The organism is Paenibacillus sp. IITD108, assembly GCF_036541265.1.
Classification (GTDB): domain Bacteria; phylum Bacillota; class Bacilli; order Paenibacillales; family Paenibacillaceae; genus Pristimantibacillus.
In genome coordinates this window covers 1-22,959 of the sequence record NZ_JAZHCT010000061.1, presented here as the reverse complement: position 1 = coordinate 22,959, position 22,959 = coordinate 1, and the positions used below count along the sequence as shown (strand labels likewise).

The 22,959-nt window shown below is 42.6% G+C and carries 16 protein-coding genes and 1 pseudogene; 15 read left to right on the top strand and 2 right to left on the bottom strand.

What is annotated here, in order from left to right; all coding sequences use genetic code 11:
* The 4 genes and pseudogenes from V1L65_RS28040 to V1L65_RS28020 form a co-directional block, all read left to right on the top strand.
* Positions 1 to 207 (top strand): hypothetical protein (locus V1L65_RS28040; protein ID WP_331702649.1); only part of this gene is annotated, 207 nt, incomplete at its 5' end.
* A gap of 26 nt (positions 208 to 233) precedes the next feature.
* Positions 234 to 853 (top strand): annotated as a pseudogene (locus V1L65_RS28805) (IS256 family transposase); the annotation flags it as partial.
* Between the two features lie 293 nt (positions 854 to 1,146).
* Positions 1,147 to 3,291: an McrB family protein gene (locus tag V1L65_RS28025; RefSeq protein WP_331702646.1), complete on the top strand. Its 2,145-nt coding sequence runs from the start codon at positions 1,147 to 1,149 to the stop codon at positions 3,289 to 3,291.
* Positions 3,260 to 5,677 (top strand): DUF2357 domain-containing protein, encoded by a 2,418-nt coding sequence (locus V1L65_RS28020; RefSeq protein ID WP_331702645.1) that lies wholly within the window; start codon positions 3,260 to 3,262, stop codon positions 5,675 to 5,677. The genes V1L65_RS28025 and V1L65_RS28020 overlap by 32 nt, the downstream gene beginning before the upstream one ends.
* A gap of 101 nt (positions 5,678 to 5,778) precedes the next feature.
* Here V1L65_RS28020 and V1L65_RS28015 read toward each other — a convergent pair whose 3' ends face one another.
* Both V1L65_RS28015 and V1L65_RS28010 read right to left on the bottom strand, forming a co-directional pair.
* Entirely contained in the window at positions 5,779 to 6,339 is a 561-nt protein-coding gene (locus V1L65_RS28015) for an AAA family ATPase (protein ID WP_331702644.1), read from the bottom strand.
* 47 nt (positions 6,340 to 6,386) lie between these two features.
* Positions 6,387 to 7,328, bottom strand: coding sequence for a DMT family transporter (locus V1L65_RS28010; protein ID WP_331702643.1), 942 nt, complete (start codon positions 7,326 to 7,328; stop codon positions 6,387 to 6,389).
* 119 nt (positions 7,329 to 7,447) lie between these two features.
* Here V1L65_RS28010 and V1L65_RS28005 point away from each other — a divergent pair, with 119 nt between their 5' ends.
* The 11 genes from V1L65_RS28005 to V1L65_RS27955 all read left to right on the top strand — a co-directional run bounded on the left by V1L65_RS28005 (position 7,448) and on the right by V1L65_RS27955 (position 22,790).
* Positions 7,448 to 8,866: an aminotransferase-like domain-containing protein gene (locus V1L65_RS28005; RefSeq protein ID WP_331702642.1), complete on the top strand. Its 1,419-nt coding sequence runs from the start codon at positions 7,448 to 7,450 to the stop codon at positions 8,864 to 8,866.
* Between the two features lie 352 nt (positions 8,867 to 9,218).
* Positions 9,219 to 11,456, top strand: coding sequence for a hypothetical protein (locus V1L65_RS28000; protein ID WP_331702640.1), 2,238 nt, complete (start codon positions 9,219 to 9,221; stop codon positions 11,454 to 11,456).
* Between the two features lie 26 nt (positions 11,457 to 11,482).
* Positions 11,483 to 12,646: a hypothetical protein gene (locus tag V1L65_RS27995; protein ID WP_331702639.1), complete on the top strand. Its 1,164-nt coding sequence runs from the start codon at positions 11,483 to 11,485 to the stop codon at positions 12,644 to 12,646.
* A gap of 68 nt (positions 12,647 to 12,714) precedes the next feature.
* A complete protein-coding gene (locus tag V1L65_RS27990; RefSeq protein WP_331702650.1) occupies positions 12,715 to 14,115 on the top strand; it encodes a glycosyltransferase family 2 protein in 1,401 nt (466 codons plus the stop codon).
* Between the two features lie 34 nt (positions 14,116 to 14,149).
* Positions 14,150 to 14,953, top strand: a complete 804-nt coding sequence (locus tag V1L65_RS27985; RefSeq protein ID WP_331702638.1) for a response regulator — start codon at positions 14,150 to 14,152, stop codon at positions 14,951 to 14,953.
* 28 nt (positions 14,954 to 14,981) lie between these two features.
* Positions 14,982 to 16,334, top strand: coding sequence for a nucleotide sugar dehydrogenase (locus tag V1L65_RS27980; RefSeq protein ID WP_331702637.1), 1,353 nt, complete (start codon positions 14,982 to 14,984; stop codon positions 16,332 to 16,334).
* Positions 16,335 to 16,383: 49 nt separating this feature from the next.
* Positions 16,384 to 17,241 carry a hypothetical protein gene (locus tag V1L65_RS27975; protein WP_331702636.1) on the top strand — a complete coding sequence of 286 codons (858 nt, stop codon included), beginning with the start codon at positions 16,384 to 16,386 and terminating at the stop codon, positions 17,239 to 17,241.
* Between the two features lie 17 nt (positions 17,242 to 17,258).
* Entirely contained in the window at positions 17,259 to 18,617 is a 1,359-nt protein-coding gene (gene glmM / locus V1L65_RS27970; RefSeq protein WP_331702634.1) for a phosphoglucosamine mutase, read from the top strand.
* A gap of 442 nt (positions 18,618 to 19,059) precedes the next feature.
* Positions 19,060 to 19,701: a TetR/AcrR family transcriptional regulator gene (locus V1L65_RS27965; protein WP_331702633.1), complete on the top strand. Its 642-nt coding sequence runs from the start codon at positions 19,060 to 19,062 to the stop codon at positions 19,699 to 19,701.
* Positions 19,702 to 19,714: 13 nt separating this feature from the next.
* A complete protein-coding gene (locus tag V1L65_RS27960; RefSeq protein WP_331702632.1) occupies positions 19,715 to 22,027 on the top strand; it encodes an ABC transporter permease in 2,313 nt (770 codons plus the stop codon).
* A 4-nt stretch (positions 22,028 to 22,031) separates the two neighbouring features.
* A complete protein-coding gene (locus V1L65_RS27955) occupies positions 22,032 to 22,790 on the top strand; it encodes an ABC transporter ATP-binding protein (protein WP_331702631.1) in 759 nt (252 codons plus the stop codon).
* Positions 22,791 to 22,959 lie beyond the last annotated feature (169 nt).

The window sequence follows — 22,959 nt, the reverse complement described above, 5'->3', positions numbered from 1 at the left end:
TTACCGAATGAAGGATCATTTTGTCCAAGAGGACAAGTGATTTTGTACATCCTTAAACAAGCGAAAGTGTACATGTTTATGTTGACATTTACACCCAATTGGTATGCAGTATGGGAAACAAATAAGGCCAGTGCAGCAAAAACAAAGATATATATGAGAAGTACTTCAGAGATAATTAATGCTGATTTCTTAATCTTTAAATGTTAAATGAATAAGCCAAGTTTACACTACTCATGACAACTATACACGTGCTTTCAAATCTATTTGAAAATCTTGTCATTAAATTTGTACAAGACAACCTAGAGAGTCTTATGAAGGCTGAGATAGAAGCCATCATGGTTAATTGCGATCAGGAGAAGCCCAACAGTTGCAATGGTTACTATCCACGAACACTTCACACGAAATATGGTTTTATTGACGAACTTCAAGTACCTCGTGACCGTAATGGCGAATTTCAGACCCAAGTGTTTGAGCCGTACCAACGCCGAGATGGCTGGCTTGAGGAAGCTGTAATTCAGATGTACAAATCTGGCATGGGTACGAGAGATGTAGCTCGCTTCATTGAGAGTATGTTCGGCCAGCCACTATTCGCCCACTACCGTCAGTAACATTACAGCTACGGTGCTGGAGGATATCCAGAAGTGGCAAGCCAGACCGTTGCAGAAGCGTTATGCGGTCATCTATCTTGATGGCATGTACATCAAGCTTAAGCGAAGTAGAGTTAGCGGAGAGGTTATTTACTTTGCTATGGGCATTGATGAAGAAGGCCGACGCCAGATCCTAGGATTCTACATAGGCGGCCAAGAGAGCGCTAATGGGTGGCGAGATGTCCTTAAAGACCTCTACAAACGTTACAATGAACGCTACGAAATTCGAGTGACTCCAGGGTTCGGTATACCTGAGGTGAAGAAGCGTCTCAATGAACTCTTCGAAGAACGGTATCCATCAGCCAAAATGGTAATGGAATGGTATTATTTGGTGAAATAAACTGGTGGCGAATACTATCTCTTATCTATGCGTTAAGAAGTGTTTTAAAGATCACAAATTCCATGCCAATACATGCCCTTATTTAACTAATGTACTATACTATAACTATATTACTAATCTTTTAAGTTTACATAATATTATTGAGTAGGTAGGTATACGATGATCAAAAAAAACCGCAGCTGGTGGAAAGATGATAGCATTCCTAATCTCATAGGACGTAAGCAAATAGATTGGTCGATTTTTGAATATGGGACTCACATACCTATGGATTTTCACGAAGATTTTAATGTAGCAAATCAGAATATTGAGGTGCCTCTAGGGAAAAGTCAAAGAGTCCTTCTAGTTATCGAAGAAGATCAGTTTGAGTGCAATTTAAGTCGAATTGATCAACGAAAGCAAAATAGAGAAGCGTTGCAAATTAGGTACGATAGTAATTCAGAGCTTAAGGATTACTTGATTACCAAGTTTATCTCCACGTATAATTACCTGTTCAATAAGCGTAGTCAGGCGGCAAGTACAAAGAACCCAATCACAGTTCCAGAGCAATTCGCTGAATATTTGGAATTTTATTTAACTGACAAACCTTTTGTATATGAGTTGAAGTTCATTACTAATGACAACCCTATCCCCGAAGACCAGCCTTCTATTTGGTGGGTATGTCAAGGAACTTCTTACAATGCTCAGAAACAAGAGGGTGTTCTGTGGGCCCCACTAAAGAACGTTGGTGGAAAGACTGAGTATCATTGGGAAACGATGAAGGATGTTAAGGTTAATGACATTGTCCTCCATTATTCTAATATGGCTCTACGCGCAGTCAGTCAGGTTAAGGTAGCAGCGGTAGAGAAACCGAAGCCATCCAGCTTGTCCGGTCAACAGTGGGATGAGACAGGTCGTCTTGTTGTAACTGAGTATCATGAACTAATTCCACCGATTCCATTTGAAGCTATAACTCAAGATTTACTCCAGCTTCATATTACGAAAGGCCCGATTAACAAAAAAGGTGGGGTGAATCAGGGCTACCTCTTCTCGTTTACATCTCAAGGGCTAAGTATCGTTCAGAACAAATCGAAGGATACTCCGTGGCCTGAATTTACGCTGCTCTCAGAGGCTGATGAGTTCGAGCAGGACATTGAGCTTGTAAATCTTAATGATGAAGAGATTAGATCACAGTTACAGAGTGTGAAAGATTACATTCAACAGCAAGGCTTCACATACCCTGAGCTTTTAATTGAGAATTTTTACTTATCATTAAAATCAAAGCCATTTGTTATTTTAGCCGGAATATCTGGGACAGGAAAAACGAAGCTCATTCAGAAGTTTGCAGAAGCGTTAGGTGCAACAGAAGCAAATGGACAGTTTACACTTATTCCCGTTAGACCGGATTGGAACGACCCTTCAGACTTAATAGGCTACAAGGATCTCAGTGGTATTTTCCGTCGAGGTAAATTAACTTACGTTTTGGAAGAAGCGTCCGCACCAGAAAATCAACAAAAGCCATATTTTGTTTGTTTGGATGAAATGAATCTTGCAAGAGTGGAGCATTACTTTAGTGACTTACTTAGCATATTGGAAACTCAACGTTGGCAAGAGGATCGCATTGAGACTGATACGCTTGTAACGGAGGATCAGGTTGGACGTAAAATTGGTATCCCTCAAAATGTATTCTTTATTGGAACGGTAAACATGGATGAGACTACACATCCTTTTAGCAAAAAGGTACTGGATCGAGCGAATACAATTGAATTCAACCATATTGAACTTGACAATTTCAAGGGATTAGAAGATGTAGTTGTATCTAATGAAGAAATAGAAGGTATGTACCCTTCGGCAAATTTACTAACTAGTAACTATCTGCAGCTAAAGGATGCTTACGAACAATACAAGGATATTATCCAAAGCTCGGTTAATCTGTTGGTAAAGATCAATACCATTCTCGAAAGTATTTATGCTCAAGTTGGATTCCGTGTCAGGGATTCGATTTGTTTCTATTTGATATATAATGAGCGTTTTTCTTTGATGACGAATGATGAAGCAATGGATATGCAGATTATGCAGAAAATTTTACCGCGTATACAAGGAAACAATTCGTTAGTGAAAAAAGTAATTATCGAACTTTTGTTGCTTTCTCTTGGGGGTTCTACTTCAAATAGCAGAGAATATGTAGATGGAGAACGAGATATCGAACAGCTATGGGCACAGCAAATGAGTGCAAATAACGTTAAATATCCTCAATCGGCCAGGAAGCTCATTTACATGTTACGGAGGCTCGATCATGACGGATTTACTTCATTCTGGGTTTCTTAAGAAAAGCACTATCCTCCTCTATATTGAAACGAATTTGTTTGACATCTACTTGGAAGGAAAACCATACCATCCCACAGTAGATATGCTCCAGTTACATCGAACTGAAGAGAGGGAATGGGAACAGGCAGATCTTCATCTGTCTGTTAATACTGAGCAATTACAGGTATTATCTATTTCTGTTTTTAATCCTAAAAAGGGAGAATTAGAGCCCTGGCAGAACAATCAAGCAAGCTTTCCTATTTTCTACGAGACGCAAACCTATGGTTTATTAGTTGAAAAAAAGTCTAGTGTAGACGTAGCTTTTTATCATGAGAATTACAAATTGCGCGAAGCTGTTATGGCGAAGGGAAAGCATATCTTATCTGGTAATTTGAATTTTCAAAATGAAATTGGGTTTACGGAGTTAGAATTTCGTTCAAACAGCTCTTCTCTATTAAAACTTAGGATGGAAGTTTTTCCTGTTAAAATGGATTATAAGAGGGACTATCAAACCATTCTACAAGATGTTAATCAGCAGATTCATAATCTGACATTTGACTTCCTGCGCAAAACCTATCAATTAACCGGGCTCAAAGAGACAGGTCAACAAAGTTTGACGGAATTTTTTACTATTTTGCGCTTTCTTTTTGATAATTTATTAAAGGCTGTTCATCGTATTGAAGGTTCACCTCATACAAAAATACATCAAGATCAACATCTTGTTACAGCCGAAAAGGCAAGAAAGTTTAACAACAAGACGTTGAATCACTTAAGTAGAAATCCACATCTGCTGATCAGAGATCAAGCTAATGGAGTCGTTCAGGTTAAAGGCGAACGATATTCTCCTACTCATGTGTTGGATACACGGAGAAGCATTAATTATGATACGGCAGAAAATCGATTCGTACGCTGGGTGTTCCTACATATTGAGCGCAAACTAAAAGACTTATGGAAATTGTTGAATGCACAAAAGAGGTTAGAGGACCCGATGTTAGCGAAGACGATGACTCTTATGCAACAGGAAGTGCGCAGAGTGCTACAGTTTGACTTTTTGCAAGTGGGTGTCATGAAGCAAATGTCGGTTTCTCTACTTATGCAGATGGCGCCTGGGTATCGTGAGGTTTATAAGTCATACCTTTTGCTACTTAAAGGTCTTACCATCCAGGATGACCTATTCCAGTTGTCGTTAAAGGATCTTGCTACCTTATATGAATATTGGTGCTTTATTAAAATACATCAGTTGCTTAGCAAGAAATATGAGTTAATCAAACAAGATATTATTAAGCTAGACTATAGTGGGATCTTCGTTAAATTAAAGAAATCTGCTGCGTCTACAGTAACTTATCGCAACCCTAAAAATGGGGAAGTTTTTAAACTGTATTACAACCAGACGCTTCGGGGGCCTACGCTTACTCAAAAGCCTGATAATGTCCTTACTCTTAAGAAAATGGAAACATCTACGGAGTATAAGTATGTTTTTGATGCTAAATATCGCTTGAACCCTGCGGAGCCGGGGACAGCTTATTACAATACATACAAAGGCCTACCCGGACCTGAGGAAGGCGATATTAACACCATGCATCGTTATCGTGATGCTATCGTTCATGCAGAGAAGGACTCAGAGCAATTTGAGCGGACGATGTTTGGGGCATATGTATTGTTTCCTTACCCAGATGAGGAAAAGTATAAGGAGCATCATTTTTATAAAAGTATTAAAGCGGTTAACGTCGGTGCTTTTCCATTTCTTCCAGGATCAACAGCACTGCTGGAACAGTTTTTGGATGAGATCATTCTGGATAGTCCAGAGAATGCATATGAACGTGCTGTCCGGCCTAAGGGATCTAAGGAATATTACGATAATAAGTATAGTGGTAAAAATGTACTGGTTGGTTGTATGAGTCGTGAGGAGCAGCTAGAAATTGCATTGGTGAATAAATTTTATCATACACCACTTGAAAATATTACTCATCATAAGCTACTAACGCAATTAGAATATGTGGCACTTTATCAATCGAAGAAGTTTTTTGGTAAGACCAATGAAATCGTCGGTGTAAAGTATTACGGAAAAATAAAGAACTGGAAGATTGTGAAGCGTGGCGAAATCACAGAAATCCCCTCAAAGCACAATCCTCCAGATATGCTTTATGTTGTGTTCGAAATCGAAGAATGGGAAACAAGGCAAAATATCATTTTACCTGGTGGTCATGGGGTTAGAAGCATTGCTTTTACATCAAAGTATATATTTGATCGTGCAATGGAAATAGCCGAGTTGAAGCTGGGGAGTGAGGAAGAGCTGCTCATTTGGCGTGAAGCACGCCGAAGAGGTCGAGTGCAAGTGAAGCTGGACCATGAGCATCTTGATTATGCGAGAAAAGTTATGAGTGTTGGATTGAAGAATGAAAAATGACATACAGGGATGATTATAGCCTTTTCAAAACGATGAATCTGTCCGTTTATTTAAGCATTTTCGAGGATGGATTCATCGTTTAACTTTAGATTAACTTGCCCTCACAGTAAATTCTCAAGTATAAACCTCACTCTCTCCTTCACCCCAATTTTAGGTAGTTCAATAAGCTCATATTCAAGCTTCTCGTAAGTTCTAAACATGACTTTATAAGTTGCGACGGCTTCTTCAAAGTCCTGTTTTCTCTCATCATCCGTTTTGTATATGTCCTTCCAAGGGGGTAAAATAAATACCCTTTTGTTGTACCTGTATCTTTTGACGGCAGATTCAAGTTTTTCCGAAGCAGGAATGTTTATTAAATGTGAATAGGCAAGGGTATCTGGAATGCCCCGATCGAAAAAAAGAGGTTGATTGGAAGGGTTCGACAATGCTGAAAGATAACCTTCTATGGATTGTTCCAGCATTAGATCACGGTAATTGGTTACATTTCCCCAAGGCAGCGCATCCCCATTGGAAGAAATTTGGGTTTGAATAATTTTTCTGGCAACCTCAGGAACATATTTATAATTATTTTTCAGTAATTCATCCAATAGTGTCGTTTTACCGGCGCCTGGTCCGCCAGTAATAATTATAAAGTCATCCCTTAATAAATTATTATTTTCCATTATTAAATACTCCTTCAATTATTCTTACTTTTTGCATCTGATCATTACTATTTACTTACTTTATCCCCCGTGGTAACATCCCGAAGAACAGTCCCCTTCCCCAAAAGCAGCTTCCGTAATGTTTCGAAATTGACTAAAACCGTTCCTGCAATAATGGTCAAAGTGCCTATGCCAGTTAGCCAAGAAATATATTCATGATAGAAGGCAACTCCTAGTATAACGGCAATTAATGGTGAGATATACAGCCATGTAGAAGGAAAAACAGGATTTGTCCGTGAGACAAGCCAATAATAAATGCTATGGCCGATCATGGAACCAACAATGGTTAAATAAAGAAGAGAGCCAATTGAAGCTGGGCTTAAAAGGTAATCAAGCTGAATGTTCTCGGTGAAAAATGATAAAAGGAGTAATAAAATCCCGCCATGCATCATTTGCGCTGCATTTAAAGCAATCGGTGATGTCGTTTCAAATTTTCGAATGACATGCTTCGTATAAATCGTTCCAGATGCATAAAAAACTTCACCCAATATAATGGCCAAACAAGCAATCATCCAGAAGGGACTAATTTCAATTGAAAAACTAGGTAAGATCAAGAACGTGACACCAATGACTCCGACGACACAACCAATGAATGAATTCCGATTTCCTGTTTGCTTCAAAATGAATGTCTGAATAATTATGATCATCATCGGACCTGTAGCAGATAAGACAGCTGCAATTCCTGATGTGACATACTGCTCTGCCCAGTATAATGTAGCAAAAGTCCCAAAGGTTAAACCTGCTCCTGTAAAAAGCATCTCTTTCCGAAATAATAACGATATTGTCGTTTTTTTTCTCCAAACCATAACACTAAATAGCAGCAAACCAGCAATGAAAAAACGAAGTCCAGCTGATAAAAATGGAGGCACGCCTGCATCAACACCCATTTTAATCGCTAAAAATGTCGTTCCAAAAATCAGACACATGAACAAATAATTAATGATAACCATATAAAACTCCCCCTCTTTTTCTATCATAAAAGAAAGACGGTAGAACAGATTGAAAAAGATAGAACAGATTAACTTGGATCGTGGTACAATCGTTTTGAATAGCGGGAGGAGGAATCGATATGAGCAAAGCGGTGCAAAATGGAGATTATCTTTTTAAAAAAGTTTATGATTATGTACTGCGCCGAATAGAGCGTAAAGAATGGAAAGAAGATGAAAAGCTTCCCTCCATCCGGCAATTAGCATCTGAAATGAATGTTCATCGATTAACGGTATTTAAGGCTTATCAATTGCTGAAACAGCATGACAAGGTTTATGTAAAAGATAAATCGGGCTATTTTGTCCAATCACATGCGACGAAAAATGTTGAATATCTATATTTGGATAATCCGATTGTTTCTGCATACGTACAAAAAAATCATTTATCTGAAATCCACCAATCTCCTGCCTCCTATCATTTTTCTCAGGCGTTGATTGATCCTAATCTTTTGCCTAATCATTATTTTTCGGATTATGTGAAGAAGGTGTTTGACCTTTATCCAAAGGTGCTTGCGACCTACTCAACTGTGCAAGGTGATTTAGAGCTGCGCGAAACACTCGCTCAATATTTTATCAACCAGTATAAAACTCATCTAGGTGCAGATGATCTGTTAATCACTTCTGGCTCACAGCAAGCGATTCACTTAATCGCTCAAGCTTTTATTAAGCCAGGAGATGTCGTTTTATTTGAACGTCCAAGCTATAGTGCTGCGATTGATATTTTTAGAGCGCAAGGAGCTCAGATTGTGATGGTTGATATCCATCCGGACGGGTACGATTTGCAGCAGGTTGAATTATATTTTAAACAATATAAACCGCTCCTGTTTTATCTCAATCCAACCTTCCATAACCCGACAGGTTATACGGTTCCAGCCGAGCAGCGCAAAAAATTGGTGGAATTAGCTGAACAATACCGATGTTTATTAATTGAGGACGATGCCTATCACGACATTTATTTTGATCAGGCCCCGCCGCCGCCAATTTACACCTATGACACGGCTGGGACAGTCATTTATATCCGAAGCTTTTGCAAATATATCTCACCTGGTTTAAGAATCGGGGCTGTTATTTGTCAATCCTCATTAATGAAGTTCCTGCTAACAGTCAAATCGTTAGCGGATAATGGCTCACCGCTTCTCAATCAAAAAATTTTTCTTCATTACTTTTCATCACTGCGATTGCAGCAGCACTTGGAGAAAATCCGGATCGCCCTGCAGATTCGAAAGGAGATCATGGAGGAAGAGCTATCTGTAACCGATTGGAAATGGACCAGTCCCAACGGCGGTCTTAATTTATGGGTGCAGCTCCCCGATAACCTTCCTACTGAGTTATTGTTAACCAAAAGTATCGAACAATCTATATCCTTTGTCCCAGGTCAAGTTTGTGATCCGTTAAAACAACTATCATCCTGGATACGTTTAAGCTATTCTTTCGCAAATGAAAAACAATTAAGTGAAGGGGTAAAAAGGTTTATTGCAGTGGCACAATCTGTTTCGAAGTGAAGGGTGCCAAGGCATTAGCCCGAGGCAATATACAACAAATAATGGATAAACCAGAAAGTTGTGTCATATCGATAATCGGGATAAATATGACCGAATTATTAAAAAGTGCGGAATAAAAACTTAATAAGAAAAATGTTAAGAGCAGCCTGCATTTGCAGGCTGTTCTTTTTTTCGCACAACTCACAATTATTAAAGTTCTTAAAATTTATTAATGTCGTTAAGGCTCAGGTTTTATTGAACGGGCTTATCGCCTTATGCTAAAGTATTGGGGGCACAGCAAGCGGCCTCAAGACGATCGTATATATCCATGCTAAACATACACAACTAGAGTACAAACATGAGGAAGAGTGCAATGAAAAAGCTATTCAAAAGCGGTTTTGTCAAATTAGGACTTGTTCTTGTAATCGCGGGCGGAGCTGTCGCTTATTGGTTGATGCCGCCTGTGGCAAAGGTAGAAAGCACCGAAATCAGTAAAGGCTATAAGGTGAAATTTAAAACGAACGGAACGCAAATGGAGCAATTTCAAAATCAATCCTGGAAGCCTTATTTTGCCAAAGGGGTTAATATGGGTGCTGCTGTTCCCGGACATTTCCCCGGCGAGCTTGAGATTTCGAAAGAGGACTATACGAGATGGTTTGAAATGATTCAAGAAATGGGTGCGAATGTCATTCGCGTATACACCATTTTAAAACCGGAGTTTTACGAAGCTTTGGTCCGATATAATGCGAAGCATCAGGATAATCCGCTCTTTTTTATTCAAGGGGTATGGAGCCCGGAAGAACAACTGATTGCAGGTCAAAACGCATTTGATCCGAAAGTAAAACAGAAGTTTGAAAAAGAGGTTCAAGAGGCTGTAGAAGCGGTATACGGAAATATCGAGCTTGAAGCTGAGCCGCATTCCGGAAAAGCCAGCGGTAATTACGTATTTAATGCAGGGCCTTATCTCATGGGATGGATCATCGGCACAGAATGGGATCCTGTTATGGTGGATAAAACGAATAAGAACAATCCGGGTGCAGCAGATTATAAAGGGGAACATTTCCAAAGCAAGCCTGTGGCTAATCCCTTTGAAAAATGGCTGGCCGAAATGGTTGACATAGCGGCCGCAACAGAAGCCAAGCACGGATGGCAGCATCCGATAGCATTCTCGAATTGGGTGACTACCGACCCGCTTGAACATCCAGGTGAGCCATTGGTTGCTGAAGATATGGTCAGTGTTGATCCGATGCATATCGAAGCCGTAGATTGGGATGCCGGTTATTTTGCCTCCTATCACGTTTATCCCTATTACCCTGATTTCTTTACCTTCGACAAATCGTTTCAAACGATGAAAAATGATAAAGGTGAAGTCGATAGCTATAAAACCTATCTTCACGAGCTGAAGAAATATCATAACAATATGCCGATCATGATTACGGAGTTTGGCGTTCCCGCCTCACAAGGTATTGCCCATACAGGCATGCTGGGGCGCGATCAGGGAGGGCATGACGACAAGACACAAGGGGAATTGGATGCGGATATGTTCCAGCAAATCCATCAGGAGGGATACTCCGGCGCTATCTTGTTTACATGGCAGGACGAGTGGTTCAAGAAAACCTGGAACACGTTGAACTATGACATTCCTGACCGGCGGGCTTATTGGTATAACACGCTCACGAACGAATCCCATTTTGGGGTACTCGGCATGTATCCAAGTAAAGATGATGTGATTCACATTAACGGGGATGCTTCAGACTGGGACAAGCTCGACGATGGGGATAAGACTAAGCTGGATATGCAAATGGAAGGTTTTAATGAAATATGGGCCACGCATGATGAAGGCTATTTGTACCTCTTGGCCAAGTTATCTGAACCTTTCGATTTTTCCAAAAATTCCATCTATTTTGGATTTGATACTTTAAAGGGCGGTAATCGTCATGCACCGCAGCTCCAGGGAAAGACGCTGGATGAAGGCCTAGAAACCTTAATTGAGCTCGGAAACAAGGATATAGGGCAGATGATGATTGCCTCCGATTATGACTTTCATACCCGATTATATGGCAAGCTATCGAAAATATTAGCTTATGATCCAAAAGAATTGCAGGACGATAGCGGAATCTTTAACCCATGGAAATTGGTCGTAAATTATTTACTCGAATATCCGGATTCCCGTGTTGATCATCCCTTCGGCGATATTGAAGTAGGAGACTTGCTGAGAGGAACTAGCGATCCGCAGGATCCGAACTATAATTCAAAGGCGATGTGGCAGGCAAAAGGTGATGTATTGGAAATTCGCATTCCATGGATGCTGCTGGGCTTCAGTGATCCAAGCTCGCTCAGCGCCATTAGTTATAAAGATACGGGAACGAAGCAATTTGAATCCGTGAAAGTCGAGGGCGTACGTATTGTTCCGTGGATCGTCCGCAAGGCTTCGAAGGAAGTCATTGGACTCGAAGGCAACAGCCCTTATCCGGTATCGAAACTTCCGCTTTACAGCTGGAAAAGGTGGGAAGATATCGACGTCAACTATGTGGAACGCCCAAAACAAAGCTATTCGATTATGCAAAAAGCGATGCGTGAAGTGAATCAGCCGGTATCCGAGCATAAATGAATGAAGGAAGGATTTTATTTGTGTATATGAACATCGAAGTAGTGCTCAAAATTTTGTATGCTCTCATTATTTTGAATATTGTATTCGCCGCCGTAGTTTATGCCTTGAAAATCAAAAGGTTGAGAAGAGCCAGACTAGAACGCAGGTTTGAGGTCAAAATGAAAGATTACTTTACCTATATTCTGGTCAATATCGAAGGAAAAGAACCGCTGCAGGCACCGCCGTTTTCATTGAATAAAGTAGAACAAGAAGTGATGCAAGAACGCTTGAATGATATGATTGAAAACTTTACCGGAACGCCTCGTGAAAAATGTATAGAGCTCTGCAAACATTTGGGATTGGTACAGTACCATCTGGATCGTTTGAAAAAAGGCTCTTATGCTGTGAAAATCGATGCGGCGTATCACTTAGGCTGTATGAGAGTTCAGGAAGCCGTTCCGGCCTTGCTCCAGCTTCTCAAAACGCATAAATTGAATTCTTCCCTTTTTGTCATCGCCCGTTCGATTGCGAAATGCGCTCGCAATGAACAGGATGTCAAGGAAATGGTACAGCTTCTTCTGCGCCATAACAAAGGATTTTACGATTTGCTTGTAGACATAGTAAAAGAAGCGGATATCGACCATGGAGCTCTGTTTGCTGAGTTCATTCAACGGGAAAGCCATGCATGTATACAAATCGGTTTATCCGGATTGAGAGACTACACAGAGCCGACTGTAGCATCGGCTGTCTATCGTCTCCTCGATTCCCCGGACAGAACGATTCAATATAAAGCGGTGGAAATCTATCTGAAATCTGTTCACTTTATACCTAGAAACGTCGTTCAAAAGCTGCTTCAGCATCCGATGGATGAAGTGCGTGTTCTTACGATTCAAGCGATCGCTGATCAGAAGCTGGTTACGTATATCGATGTCATGAAAAACGCATTATTGGATAAAAGCAAGCGAGTATCCGCCGCCACTGCGAAAGGGTTATTGCTTCTTGGAGAAGAAGGCATAGCCACATTATGCGAAGTCACTGCAGATGTAAAAGGATCGGAGCAAGGGGAATACCTCCAGATGCTTATTGTGGAAGAACTCAACTTTCTTTCGCTACAGCTTCATGACCTTGACAAACTGACACGATATAATTCGCTCACCTACTATTACGAAAAAATGCTTGGCAAGAACAAACGAATCTATCGTGTTGTATAGCTTACAGGGACAGGAGGAAACAAAGCATGAGGATGCTGGAATATTATTTACAACAAGCAATGGACTTCTTGCGCGACTTTTTATTAGGATACGGCTATTTTGCCATGTATTATACCTTGATTATTACGTTCATTTATTTCCTGATCTTCGGTCTGTCGATTCGTCATACTTTCCCTCTTCAAAGAGGGATCAAATATAATCGCGTACGGAAGCTATCCGGTTCTGAACACGTGCCGCCAGTGTCCATATTAGTTCCGGCGTATAACGAAGAATTAATGATTAAAGAAAATGTACGAAATTTATTGGCTTTGAATTATCCGGAATATGAGGTCATCGTCGTGAATGACGGCTCAAAAGATGATACAGCCAAAATTATGATCGAAGAGTTTCAACTAAAAGAAGTTAAGCCTTTTGTTGCAAAACATATTAAAACCGAAAAGGTCAGAGGGTACTATCACAATCCTGAATATCCGAACTTGTATTTCATCGATAAGGAAAACGGAGGGAAAGCCGATTCCTTGAATGCAGGGATTAACCTTTCCCGCTATGGCTTGATTTCTACGATTGATGCGGATTCCCTTTTAGAAAAGGATGCTCTGACAAGAATCGCCAGAGTGTATATGGAAAACCCCGAAGATACGGTAGCGGTCGGCGGAAATATTCGAATCGTTAACAGCTGTACGGTAGAAGACGGGATGGTCAAAAACATCAGATTCCCCCAAAAAATGTGGCCTGCTCTCCAGAACGTGGAGTATATCAAAGCTTTCTTGGGCGGCCGGATCGGCTGGAGCTCCATTAACGGATTGATCATTGTATCCGGCGCCTTTGGCGTTTTTCAGAAGGATAAAGTAATTGCCATAGGGGGATACCGTGGCGGATACCCTGGGGAAGACATGAACATCGTTATTAAGCTGCATCGTTATTGCCTGAAGAACAAAATACCTTATCAAGTTGCTTTTTGCCCGGATGCCGTTTGTTGGACTCAAGCACCGGATACGTACCGGATTCTAAGCAGCCAGCGCATGCGCTGGGGGCGCGGTAACTTGAAAAACATGATCGAAGAAGGCATCCATATGATCTTCCGTCCCCGTTATAAAGTGTTCGGGCTGTTAACGATTCCTTATAACATCCTGTTTGAAACCTTGAATCCATATTTCCGTCTGACCGGGTTAATCGCTATGCTCGGTTATTGGCTGCTCAATATGGCGGATTGGAAAACAGTCGTTGTGTTTATGATGGTGAACTTTTTCTCCTGCTTCATCCTTAGCCTTGGCGCTTTATTTATCGAGGAAAAAGCGTTTAGCCGTTATCCTAAGCTGAGTGATCTCAATAAAATGATGCTCTACTCTTTCCTTATGTTTCTCGGTTATCAACAAGTTGGCGTTCTGTGGAGATTTTTGGGGCACATCGACTTCTTCCGCAATAATAATTCGTGGGGAACGATGGTTAGAACCGATTTCAATAAATAATATCAAATATATATAGATAAAAGGAGTGGAGAATGTGGCCGTTGTTATTCGCAGCAGCATTCAGGAAATCACGTTACAGCTTTTACAATTCATTCATTTGGCGACGAAGAAGAACGCTTCGTGCGGAGTTATTTTGGCTCCTTGCGCGAATATAAACCCAAAAACGCTCGAACAGGCGAAATTATTGATGAGCAAAAATGATGCCTCTCTTTCGGTCCAATTTTTCTATGACGATCCGAATCAGATGCTGTGTGCGGTTTTGGACAATGGAACCTTGGGCAGTACCCATTATGCGGCTCTAGTATTGAAAGATTTTCTCCAACATCAGCAAGTGCTGCAAGGGCAATTGATTGTATCCAGCTTCCCGGAGAGCGGAAACCCGATCGTGTCTGCGATCGAGAAATTCATTCAACAGGCGATCCAGAGCAAAGGGAAGGAAGGAGACATTCACTTCTTTACGGAATCCAATGCTGCGACATCCGTTCTTATTGTCGACACTGACGATATCGTTCGCAAATTTCTCAAGACCCGGCTGGAGTTAAAGGGGTACCGCGTATATGAGGCCAAGGATGGACAAGAGGCTTACAATGTATTCGCTCGAGTATTGCCGGGCCTTGTCATTACCGAATTGAATTTGCCTGTCATCGATGGATACCAGCTCATCCGCAAGATTCAAGACACTAACTCGCATGAAGGCAAGGTGATCGTTTTGACAGACAAGCAGCTCACGGAAAATATGAGTCGTGCTTATGAGTCAGGGGCTGCCGACTATGTGACAAAACCGCTTTCGATCTCTGAATTGGAATGGAAGATTAAGAGATTGACTAAAAACAATTAAAATTGAGAATTCGAGGAGCGGATACGATATGATATATAACCATTTAAAAGAAAAACTGCAAAATAAAACGGCGAAGGTAGGCGTCATTGGCCTGGGATATGTAGGCTTGCCATTAACGATGGAAATGGTGAAAGGCGGTTTTACCGTCTATGGCATTGATTTGGATAACCGTAAGGTAGAGTCCCTTCTTGATGGAGAGTCCTATATTCAAGATGTGCCAAGTTCTATCGTGGCCGATGCCGTGGGCAGCGGGAAATTTGTGCCAACGAACCGGTTCGAAGCTATTCGGGAATTGGATACGATCAGCATTTGCGTGCCCACTCCGCTCAGCGAACACCAAGATCCGGACACATCCTTTATCGTGAGCGTTGTGAATGAGATCAAGAAATATATTAAAAAAGGAACGTTGATCGTCCTTGAAAGTACGACGTATCCCGGAACGACAGAAGAATTAATTGAATATGAGCTCGAGGCTCTGGGCTTGACGGTAGGCCGGGATTTTTTCCTGTGCTTCTCGCCGGAACGCGTGGACCCGGGCAATCCCAACTACAATACGTACAATACGCCCAAGGTCATTGGCGGAACGACCGAGAAATGCAAAGAACTAGGGATCATGCTTTACAACAATGTGGTCAAAACCGTCGTTCCGGTTTCTTCTCCGAAAGTAGCGGAGATGTCAAAGCTGCTCGAAAATACGTTTCGCAGCGTCAATATCGCTTTCGTCAACGAATTGGCCATGATGTGTGATCGAATGTCTATTGACGTGTGGGAAGTCATTCGAGCTGCTTCTACGAAGCCGTTCGGCTTTATGTCCTTTTATCCGGGGCCGGGAATCGGCGGTCACTGCATTCCGCTGGATCCAATGTATTTGTCCTGGAAAGCAAAGGAATTCCGTTTCTACAGCAAGTTTATCGAATTGGCCCAATCTATTAACGATAATATGCCGGAATATGTGCTGAACAAAACGGCTCAAGTGTTAAATGTATATGCGAAATCGATCCGCAATTCGAGAGTGCTGTTATTAGGCATGTCCTATAAGCCGGATATCGATGATCTGCGTGAATCTCCCGGCTTGGAAATCTATGAATTGTTCAAAAAAAGCGGTGCGAAAGTCGAGTATTACGATCCGTATGCGACTACGTTCAAAGACGAGCAAGGTCACATCGTTGAGACGGTAAAATACGACCCAGATGCATTTTCCCAATACGATTGCCTGGTGTTGATCACCAATCACCGAAGCTTCAGCTATCATGAGTTAGCCGAGATCGGAGTTCCGATCATTGATACGCGCAATGCTTTTGCAGATATCAAGTCGGATAACATTCATAAGCTGGGAACCGGAATCAATCAAAAAGATGTGAAGGTTTCTGTTGGGGCTTAAGCTCGTAACGCCAAGAAAGATGTTATCTCTTAAAATCATCATAATTACCTTGCTATCCTGCATGGTGATCGGGGCGGTGCTTATGCTGCAATGGGGATCAGAAAAGCCGCCTGTAAAAGCAACCTGGGTATGGGATACAACAGCTTTGATGAAGGACAAAAACGAAATGCTCGCCTTTGCCGAAGACCAGGGAGTGAATGTGATCTTCCTGCATGTCGACCGCAAAGCAAAAGACTTTGAACCGTATCGGGCCTTTATCGAAGCAGCTCACGGATTAGGGATTGAAGTCGAAGCGTTAGGAGGAGATCCGGCCTGGGGATTAACCGGTTATCAACAGGAAATTGAATCCTTTATCGATTGGATAGAAGACTATCAGCTTGCTGCGGATGAACGAGCCGCATTTGACGGCATCCACGTGGATATTGAACCTTATCTATTGAAGGAATGGGAACAGGATCGTGAAGATGTCGTACGCCAATGGATGGGGAATATGGCGTTTTTGGTCAAAAAGGTGAAGCAAGGCTCAGCCTTGCGGGTATCAGCCGATCTCCCATTCTGGATTCATAAGATTCCTGCCGGCCATAGCGGCAGCGTGGGTTCTTGGATGATCGAGCAGCTCGACCGTGTAGTGCTCATGAATTACCGGAATTTCGCGATCGGAGAGAACGGCATTATCGCCAATGCTCTGCCGATGATTAAAGAGGGAACTCGAGCAGGGAAGCCTGTTATTATAGGTCTGGAAATGGCCCCTTCGGATGAAGGGAAGCATATTTCTTTTTTTGAAAAAGGCGCCTCCAGCATGCATCGGCAAATGCAGCTGAGCCATATTGTCATGCGGTGGTTTAACGGTTATCAAGGCTTTTCCATCCATGAATACAAAAGCTGGAAGGAAGCCGCGAAATCGTAAGGGAAGGGACGATACGTATGGGGAAATATTTTGGTACAGATGGAGTACGAGGCGTAGCAAACGGGGAGTTAAGCCCTGAGCTGGTATTCCGATTAGGCCGGGCAGGCGGATATGTGCTGACTTGGAACAAGCAAGGGAAGCGGCCTAAAATTGCAATAGGGCGGGATACCCGCATTTCGGGAGAAATGCTGGAAGCAGCTCTTGTTGCAGGCTTGTTGTCGATCGGTGCAGATGTTGTACGTTTAGGGATCATCTCTACGCCAGGCGTAGCGTACTTGACGAAAGAAATAGGAGCAGATGCAGGGGTGATGATTTCCGCTTCTCATAACCCTGTGGAGGATAACGGGATTAAATTTTTTGGTGGAGACGGATTTAAGCTGTCGGATGAAATGGAAGCGGAGATTGAAGCGCTCCTCGATGCGGATGAAGACCGGATACCTCGCCCGATTGGCGGCGATGTGGGCAGGGTACAGGATCACCTCGAAGGCGGACAAGCTTATATTTCTTATTTAAAGTCCACGGTGAAGAATCGGTTCGAAGGGCTTAAAGTAGTAGTGGATTGTGCCAATGGGGCGGCTTCGATGCTCGCGCCCCAGCTCTTCCGCGATTTGGGTGCCGACACGGTTGTCCTGGCTCATCAACCGGATGGGTTGAATATTAACAGTGACTGCGGCTCTACGCACCCTGAAGCGATGCAGCAGGCTGTTTTGGAGCATCAGGCCCATTTAGGCCTTTCCTTTGACGGGGATGCGGATCGGCTCATTGCCGTCGATGAGAAGGGAACGATCATTGATGGGGACCACATCCTCTTCATCCTCGCCGGATTCATGAAGAAGCATCATCGGTTGAATAACAATACAGTGGTCTCTACTGTGATGAGCAACCTCGGCTTCTATAAGGCGCTGGAGCAATATGGAGTGGAAGCTAAACAAACCAAAGTCGGAGATCGCTATGTATTGGAGGAAATGGTACAAGGCGGCTATAACCTGGGCGGGGAACAGTCAGGCCATATCGTAATGCTGGACTATAATACGACGGGAGACGGTATGCTGTGCGCGATCCATCTGATGGATGTGATGAAGTCCGAATCCGCGCCTCTAAGCGGGCTTGCTGAGTGCATGACCAAGTACCCGCAGCTTCTGGTGAATGTTCAAGTAGAGGACAAATCGAAGCTGGCAGGGAATCAAAAAATCGAAGCAGCCATCAGGTCCGTAGAGCAAAAGATGGGCGGGAGCGGAAGAGTGCTGGTTCGCCCTTCAGGCACGGAATCGCTTGTTCGAGTCATGGCTGAGGGTCCGAATGAGCAAGAGCTTTCCAGCTTTGTAGATTCTATTGTCGATGTCATTAAGGAAGAATTGACATTCAAGTTAGTTTAATCGTACTAAAGTTTCATTCTATACTTGTCCGTGCCTAACGGTTGCTATAGAGGCTATTTCGATTATTTTAGCTCATTTGAGAATGTAACGGTTGTCACGAGCGCTATTGTACCCTTTCTCGAGCAAAATCAGTGCTTTTTGGGTAATTAACCGCAATAGCAACCGTTAGAAAATTTAAACCATCATTTTCGCTCGAATAGCGATTGTGGCAACCCTTAGAAGTTCATCATTGCTCAAAAAGTCAACCCAACTACAATAATGGATCGCCGGTTCAAGAATGAATAATAGCATGTCAGAACAAATATAGGCTTTTCATAACGATGAATCTGTTCGCTTATTTTGCGGGCGGATTCATTTTGTTTTACATTAGATTAACTTGATACCTTCCCTGAAATTGTGTTACTATTAACCGACAGACAGTCGGTCCAATGGAGGTGTGAACATGAGAGTTGTAAAAGAAGCAGAAGAACGCAGGAACGAGATCCTTGATGCGGCGGATGAGCTTTTTGCACAGAAAGGCTTTGACGGCACAAGTACAAACGATATTCTCGAGAAGGTCGGCATTGCGCGGGGAACGTTATATTATCACTTCAAATCGAAGGAGGATATTATGGATGCGCTCATTGAGCGGTATAATGTCCGTCTATTAAGCGCAGCGCAGGAAGTAGCTTCTGATAAGAGCCTCCCCATAGTCGACCGGATTATTCGTGTTGTTATGGCACTGAACATAAGCGGCGGAAGCAGCGAGGAAATTATGGAGCACATTCATAAGCCGCAAAACGCGCTGATGCATCAAAAAATACAAAAGGTCATTATTAATGGCGTTCCGCCGATATTGGCGGGGATAATCCGTGAAGGCATTGAGCAAGGAATGTTCCATACGCCGTTTCCGTATGAGTGTATGGAAATGGTTGTGATCTATGCGACTACTGTTTTTGATGATGACATGATTGCGATGACGAACGAGGAGCGCTTCTCACGAATGGTTGCTTTTATAAGTAATGTAGAAAGACTGCTTGGCGCAGAAAGCGGCAGTCTGATGGAAACCTTGAAGATGTTTGGTGTAGAGGATGAAGAGGCTTGAACAGGGGTGACTTATGTATAACAGAATAATCCGCAATGATATATCAAAAAGCAAGCTGATCACGTTGACTACTATAATATTTGTTGCTGCTGCAGCTATGCTTGTATCGCTTGCGGCGATACTTATTGTAAATCTATCAGGCGCAATAGATACGCTTATGAAGCGGGCGGAAACGCCGCATTTTTTGCAGATGCATACAGGGGAAATAGATACGGCAAGGCTGACGGAATTTGCTCAAAAGAACAGTACTGTCGACGAATTTCAAGTGCTGGAATATCTCAATATTGACGGCGCGCGGATTAAGTTAGGCGAAAGCTCGCTGGCGAATAATGTGCAAGACAATGGATTTAGTGTCCAAAGCGAAAAGTTCGACTATCTGCTTGATCTTGATGGAAACGTCATTAGCGTTTCCGACGGCGAGCTTTATGTACCAGTTAATTATATGAACAAGGCCAAGCTCGGCGACAAGGCCGTCATAAGCGGCAAGGAATTGACGATAGCGGGATTTCTGCGCGATTCGCAAATGAATTCTATGCTTTCCTCTTCTAAGCGATTTCTAGTTAGTGCAAATGATTACGCGGAAATGAAAAGCCTGGGAAGCACAGAGTATTTGATCGAATTCAGATTAAACGATTTATCAGCATTGGGGGCTTTCGAAGCAGCCTATGCCTCTGCAGGACTTGAAGCGAACGGACCAACGATAACCTTTCCATTGTTTAAAATGCTTAATGCTATTTCTGACGGGATGATGATTGGGATCATTTTGCTGGTCAGCGTGCTCGTCGTTGCTATCGCTTTTATGTGCATACGTTTTACACTGCTTGCTAAAATTGAAGATGACTATCGTGAAATTGGCGTAATGAAGGCAATAGGGCTGCGGGTTTCCGACATAAAGAAGATTTACATTGCAAAATATGCAGTGATCGCGGCGGCAGGCAGTATAGCAGGCTTTGTCCTTTCATTTCTTTTCAAAGGGATGCTTCTCGAAAATATCCGGCTTTATATGGGAGAAAGCGAAAATGCTTCTTTCGCGCCGCTGTTCGCAATGCTCGGCGTTGTACTTATATTTGTTGCCATTATTGTCTACGTAAGTGGAGTGCTGAAACGGTTTCGTAAAATATCCGCTGCCGAAGCTATACGCTTTGGCGTTTCACCGGAAAAAACGGCGGGAGCAAAGTATTTGCGTTTAAGTGGGAACAGGCTGCTTAATACGAATGTTTTTCTGGGAATTAAAGATGTTCTGGCAAGAAAAAAGCTTTATGCTACTATGCTTCTGGTATTCATACTTTCATCATTTATTATGATTGTTCCGCAAAACCTGCATAACACGATTTCCTCAAAAAGCTTTATCGAATATATGGGGATTGGAAGCTATGATATGCGCATTGATCTTCAGCAGACGGATCGTATGTCTGAAAAAGCCGCCGAAATCATACAGAGTATGAAAAGTGACAGCGACATTTCAAAGTATGCCGTGCTTACTACAAAAACGTTCAAAGTAAAGGCGGGGAGCGGCACCCAGAAAAATATTAAAATTGAGCTTGGCGATCATTCCGTATTCCCTATTGCCTATTCTCATGGCAAAGCACCTGCTGCAGAAAATGAAATCGCGTTGTCCACTTTGAACGCAGACGAGCTGGGCAAAAAGACTGGTGATAGCATTACGCTGTTCATTGACGGGAAGGAGAAGAGTCTTACAATAAGCGGCATTTATTCTGACATAACGAATGGCGGCAAAACTGCGAAGGCTGTTTTTAACGACAATTCGGCTGATATGCTGTGGTTCGTTATTTGTGCGGAGCTTGCGAATAAAGCTCTTGTTATTGAAAAAACTGCGGAGTATGCGGAACGATTTGCTTTTGCAAAGGTTTCTGATATTGCGCAATTTATATCGCAGACGTTCGGCTCGACAATAGACTCTGTCAAAAAGGCTTCTTACGCGGCTATTGCCATTGCGCTGATTATATCGGTATTAGTTAGTTTATTGTTCATGAAAATGCTTGTCGCGAAGGACAGATATTCGATAGCAGTTTTGAAGGCATTCGGTTTTACAAATGCGGATATTAATGCACAGTATATTTCACGCTCGGCATTCGTTCTGATTATCGGTATTGTACTTGGCACGCTTCTGGCAAACACGGCTGGAGAAATGCTGGCGGGCGCAGTTATTTCCTCCTTTGGCGCTTCGACGTTTCAGTTTGCGGTTAATCCGCTTTCGGCGTATGTGCTTAGTCCGCTGATGATGATAGGCACGGTGCTTATCGCAACAATAATCGGCACATCGGGCGCGGGACAAATCAAAATTTCCGAACATATGAAGGAGTAGGCCTATGAAGAAGATTATTATTGGTGATCGGATCGTAAAGTCTTTCGGGGAGGGCAGTGACAAACGCAATATCCTCGACGGTGTGAGCGTAGAAATAAATGAAGGTGAGTTCGTTGCGGTTATGGGACCTTCCGGGTCAGGGAAATCGACGCTGATGTTTGCACTAAGCGGGACGGACAGCATTAATGGCGGAAAGGTCGTTTTTGACGGCAGAGAGTTATCCACGGTCGGAGAGAATGAGCTTGCAGATATACGCAGAACTAAAATCGGATATGTTTTTCAACAGCCGACCATGCTAAAAAATCTGAATATCCTGGACAATATCATCTTGCCCTCGATGCGTGACAATCGAAAAAACGTTGCAAAGATAACGGAAAAAGCAAGAGCGCTTATGAAAAGGACAGGGATTGCAGAGCTTGAAAAGCGTGACATTACACAGGTATCGGGAGGCCAGCTGCAGCGTGCGGGAATATGCAGGGCGCTTATGAACAGCCCGGCAATTATTTTCGGCGACGAGCCTACAGGTGCGCTTAACTCAAAATCTGCGCAAGAAATTATGGATATATTATCGGAAATCAATTCGGACGGTACTGCGGTTATGCTTGTCACTCATGACGCCAAGGTTGCTGCACGCGCGGAGCGTATTATGTTTATGCGGGACGGAATAATCGTGAGTGATTTGAAGCTGCCGAGGTTTGACGGCGCGGATATGGATGGCAGGATGGAGAAGGTTTCGGTGAAAATGAGGGAAGTAGGCATATAAAAGTATAAGGATATTAATGAGACTGCTGATTAATTGCGGGTATACTGAGCAATGATGAAATTCTAAGGGTTGCCACAAACGCTAATCGCGCAAAAATGATGGTTTAAATTTTCTAATGGTTGCTATTGCGCTTAATTACCCAAAAAGCACTGATTTTGCTCAAGAAAGG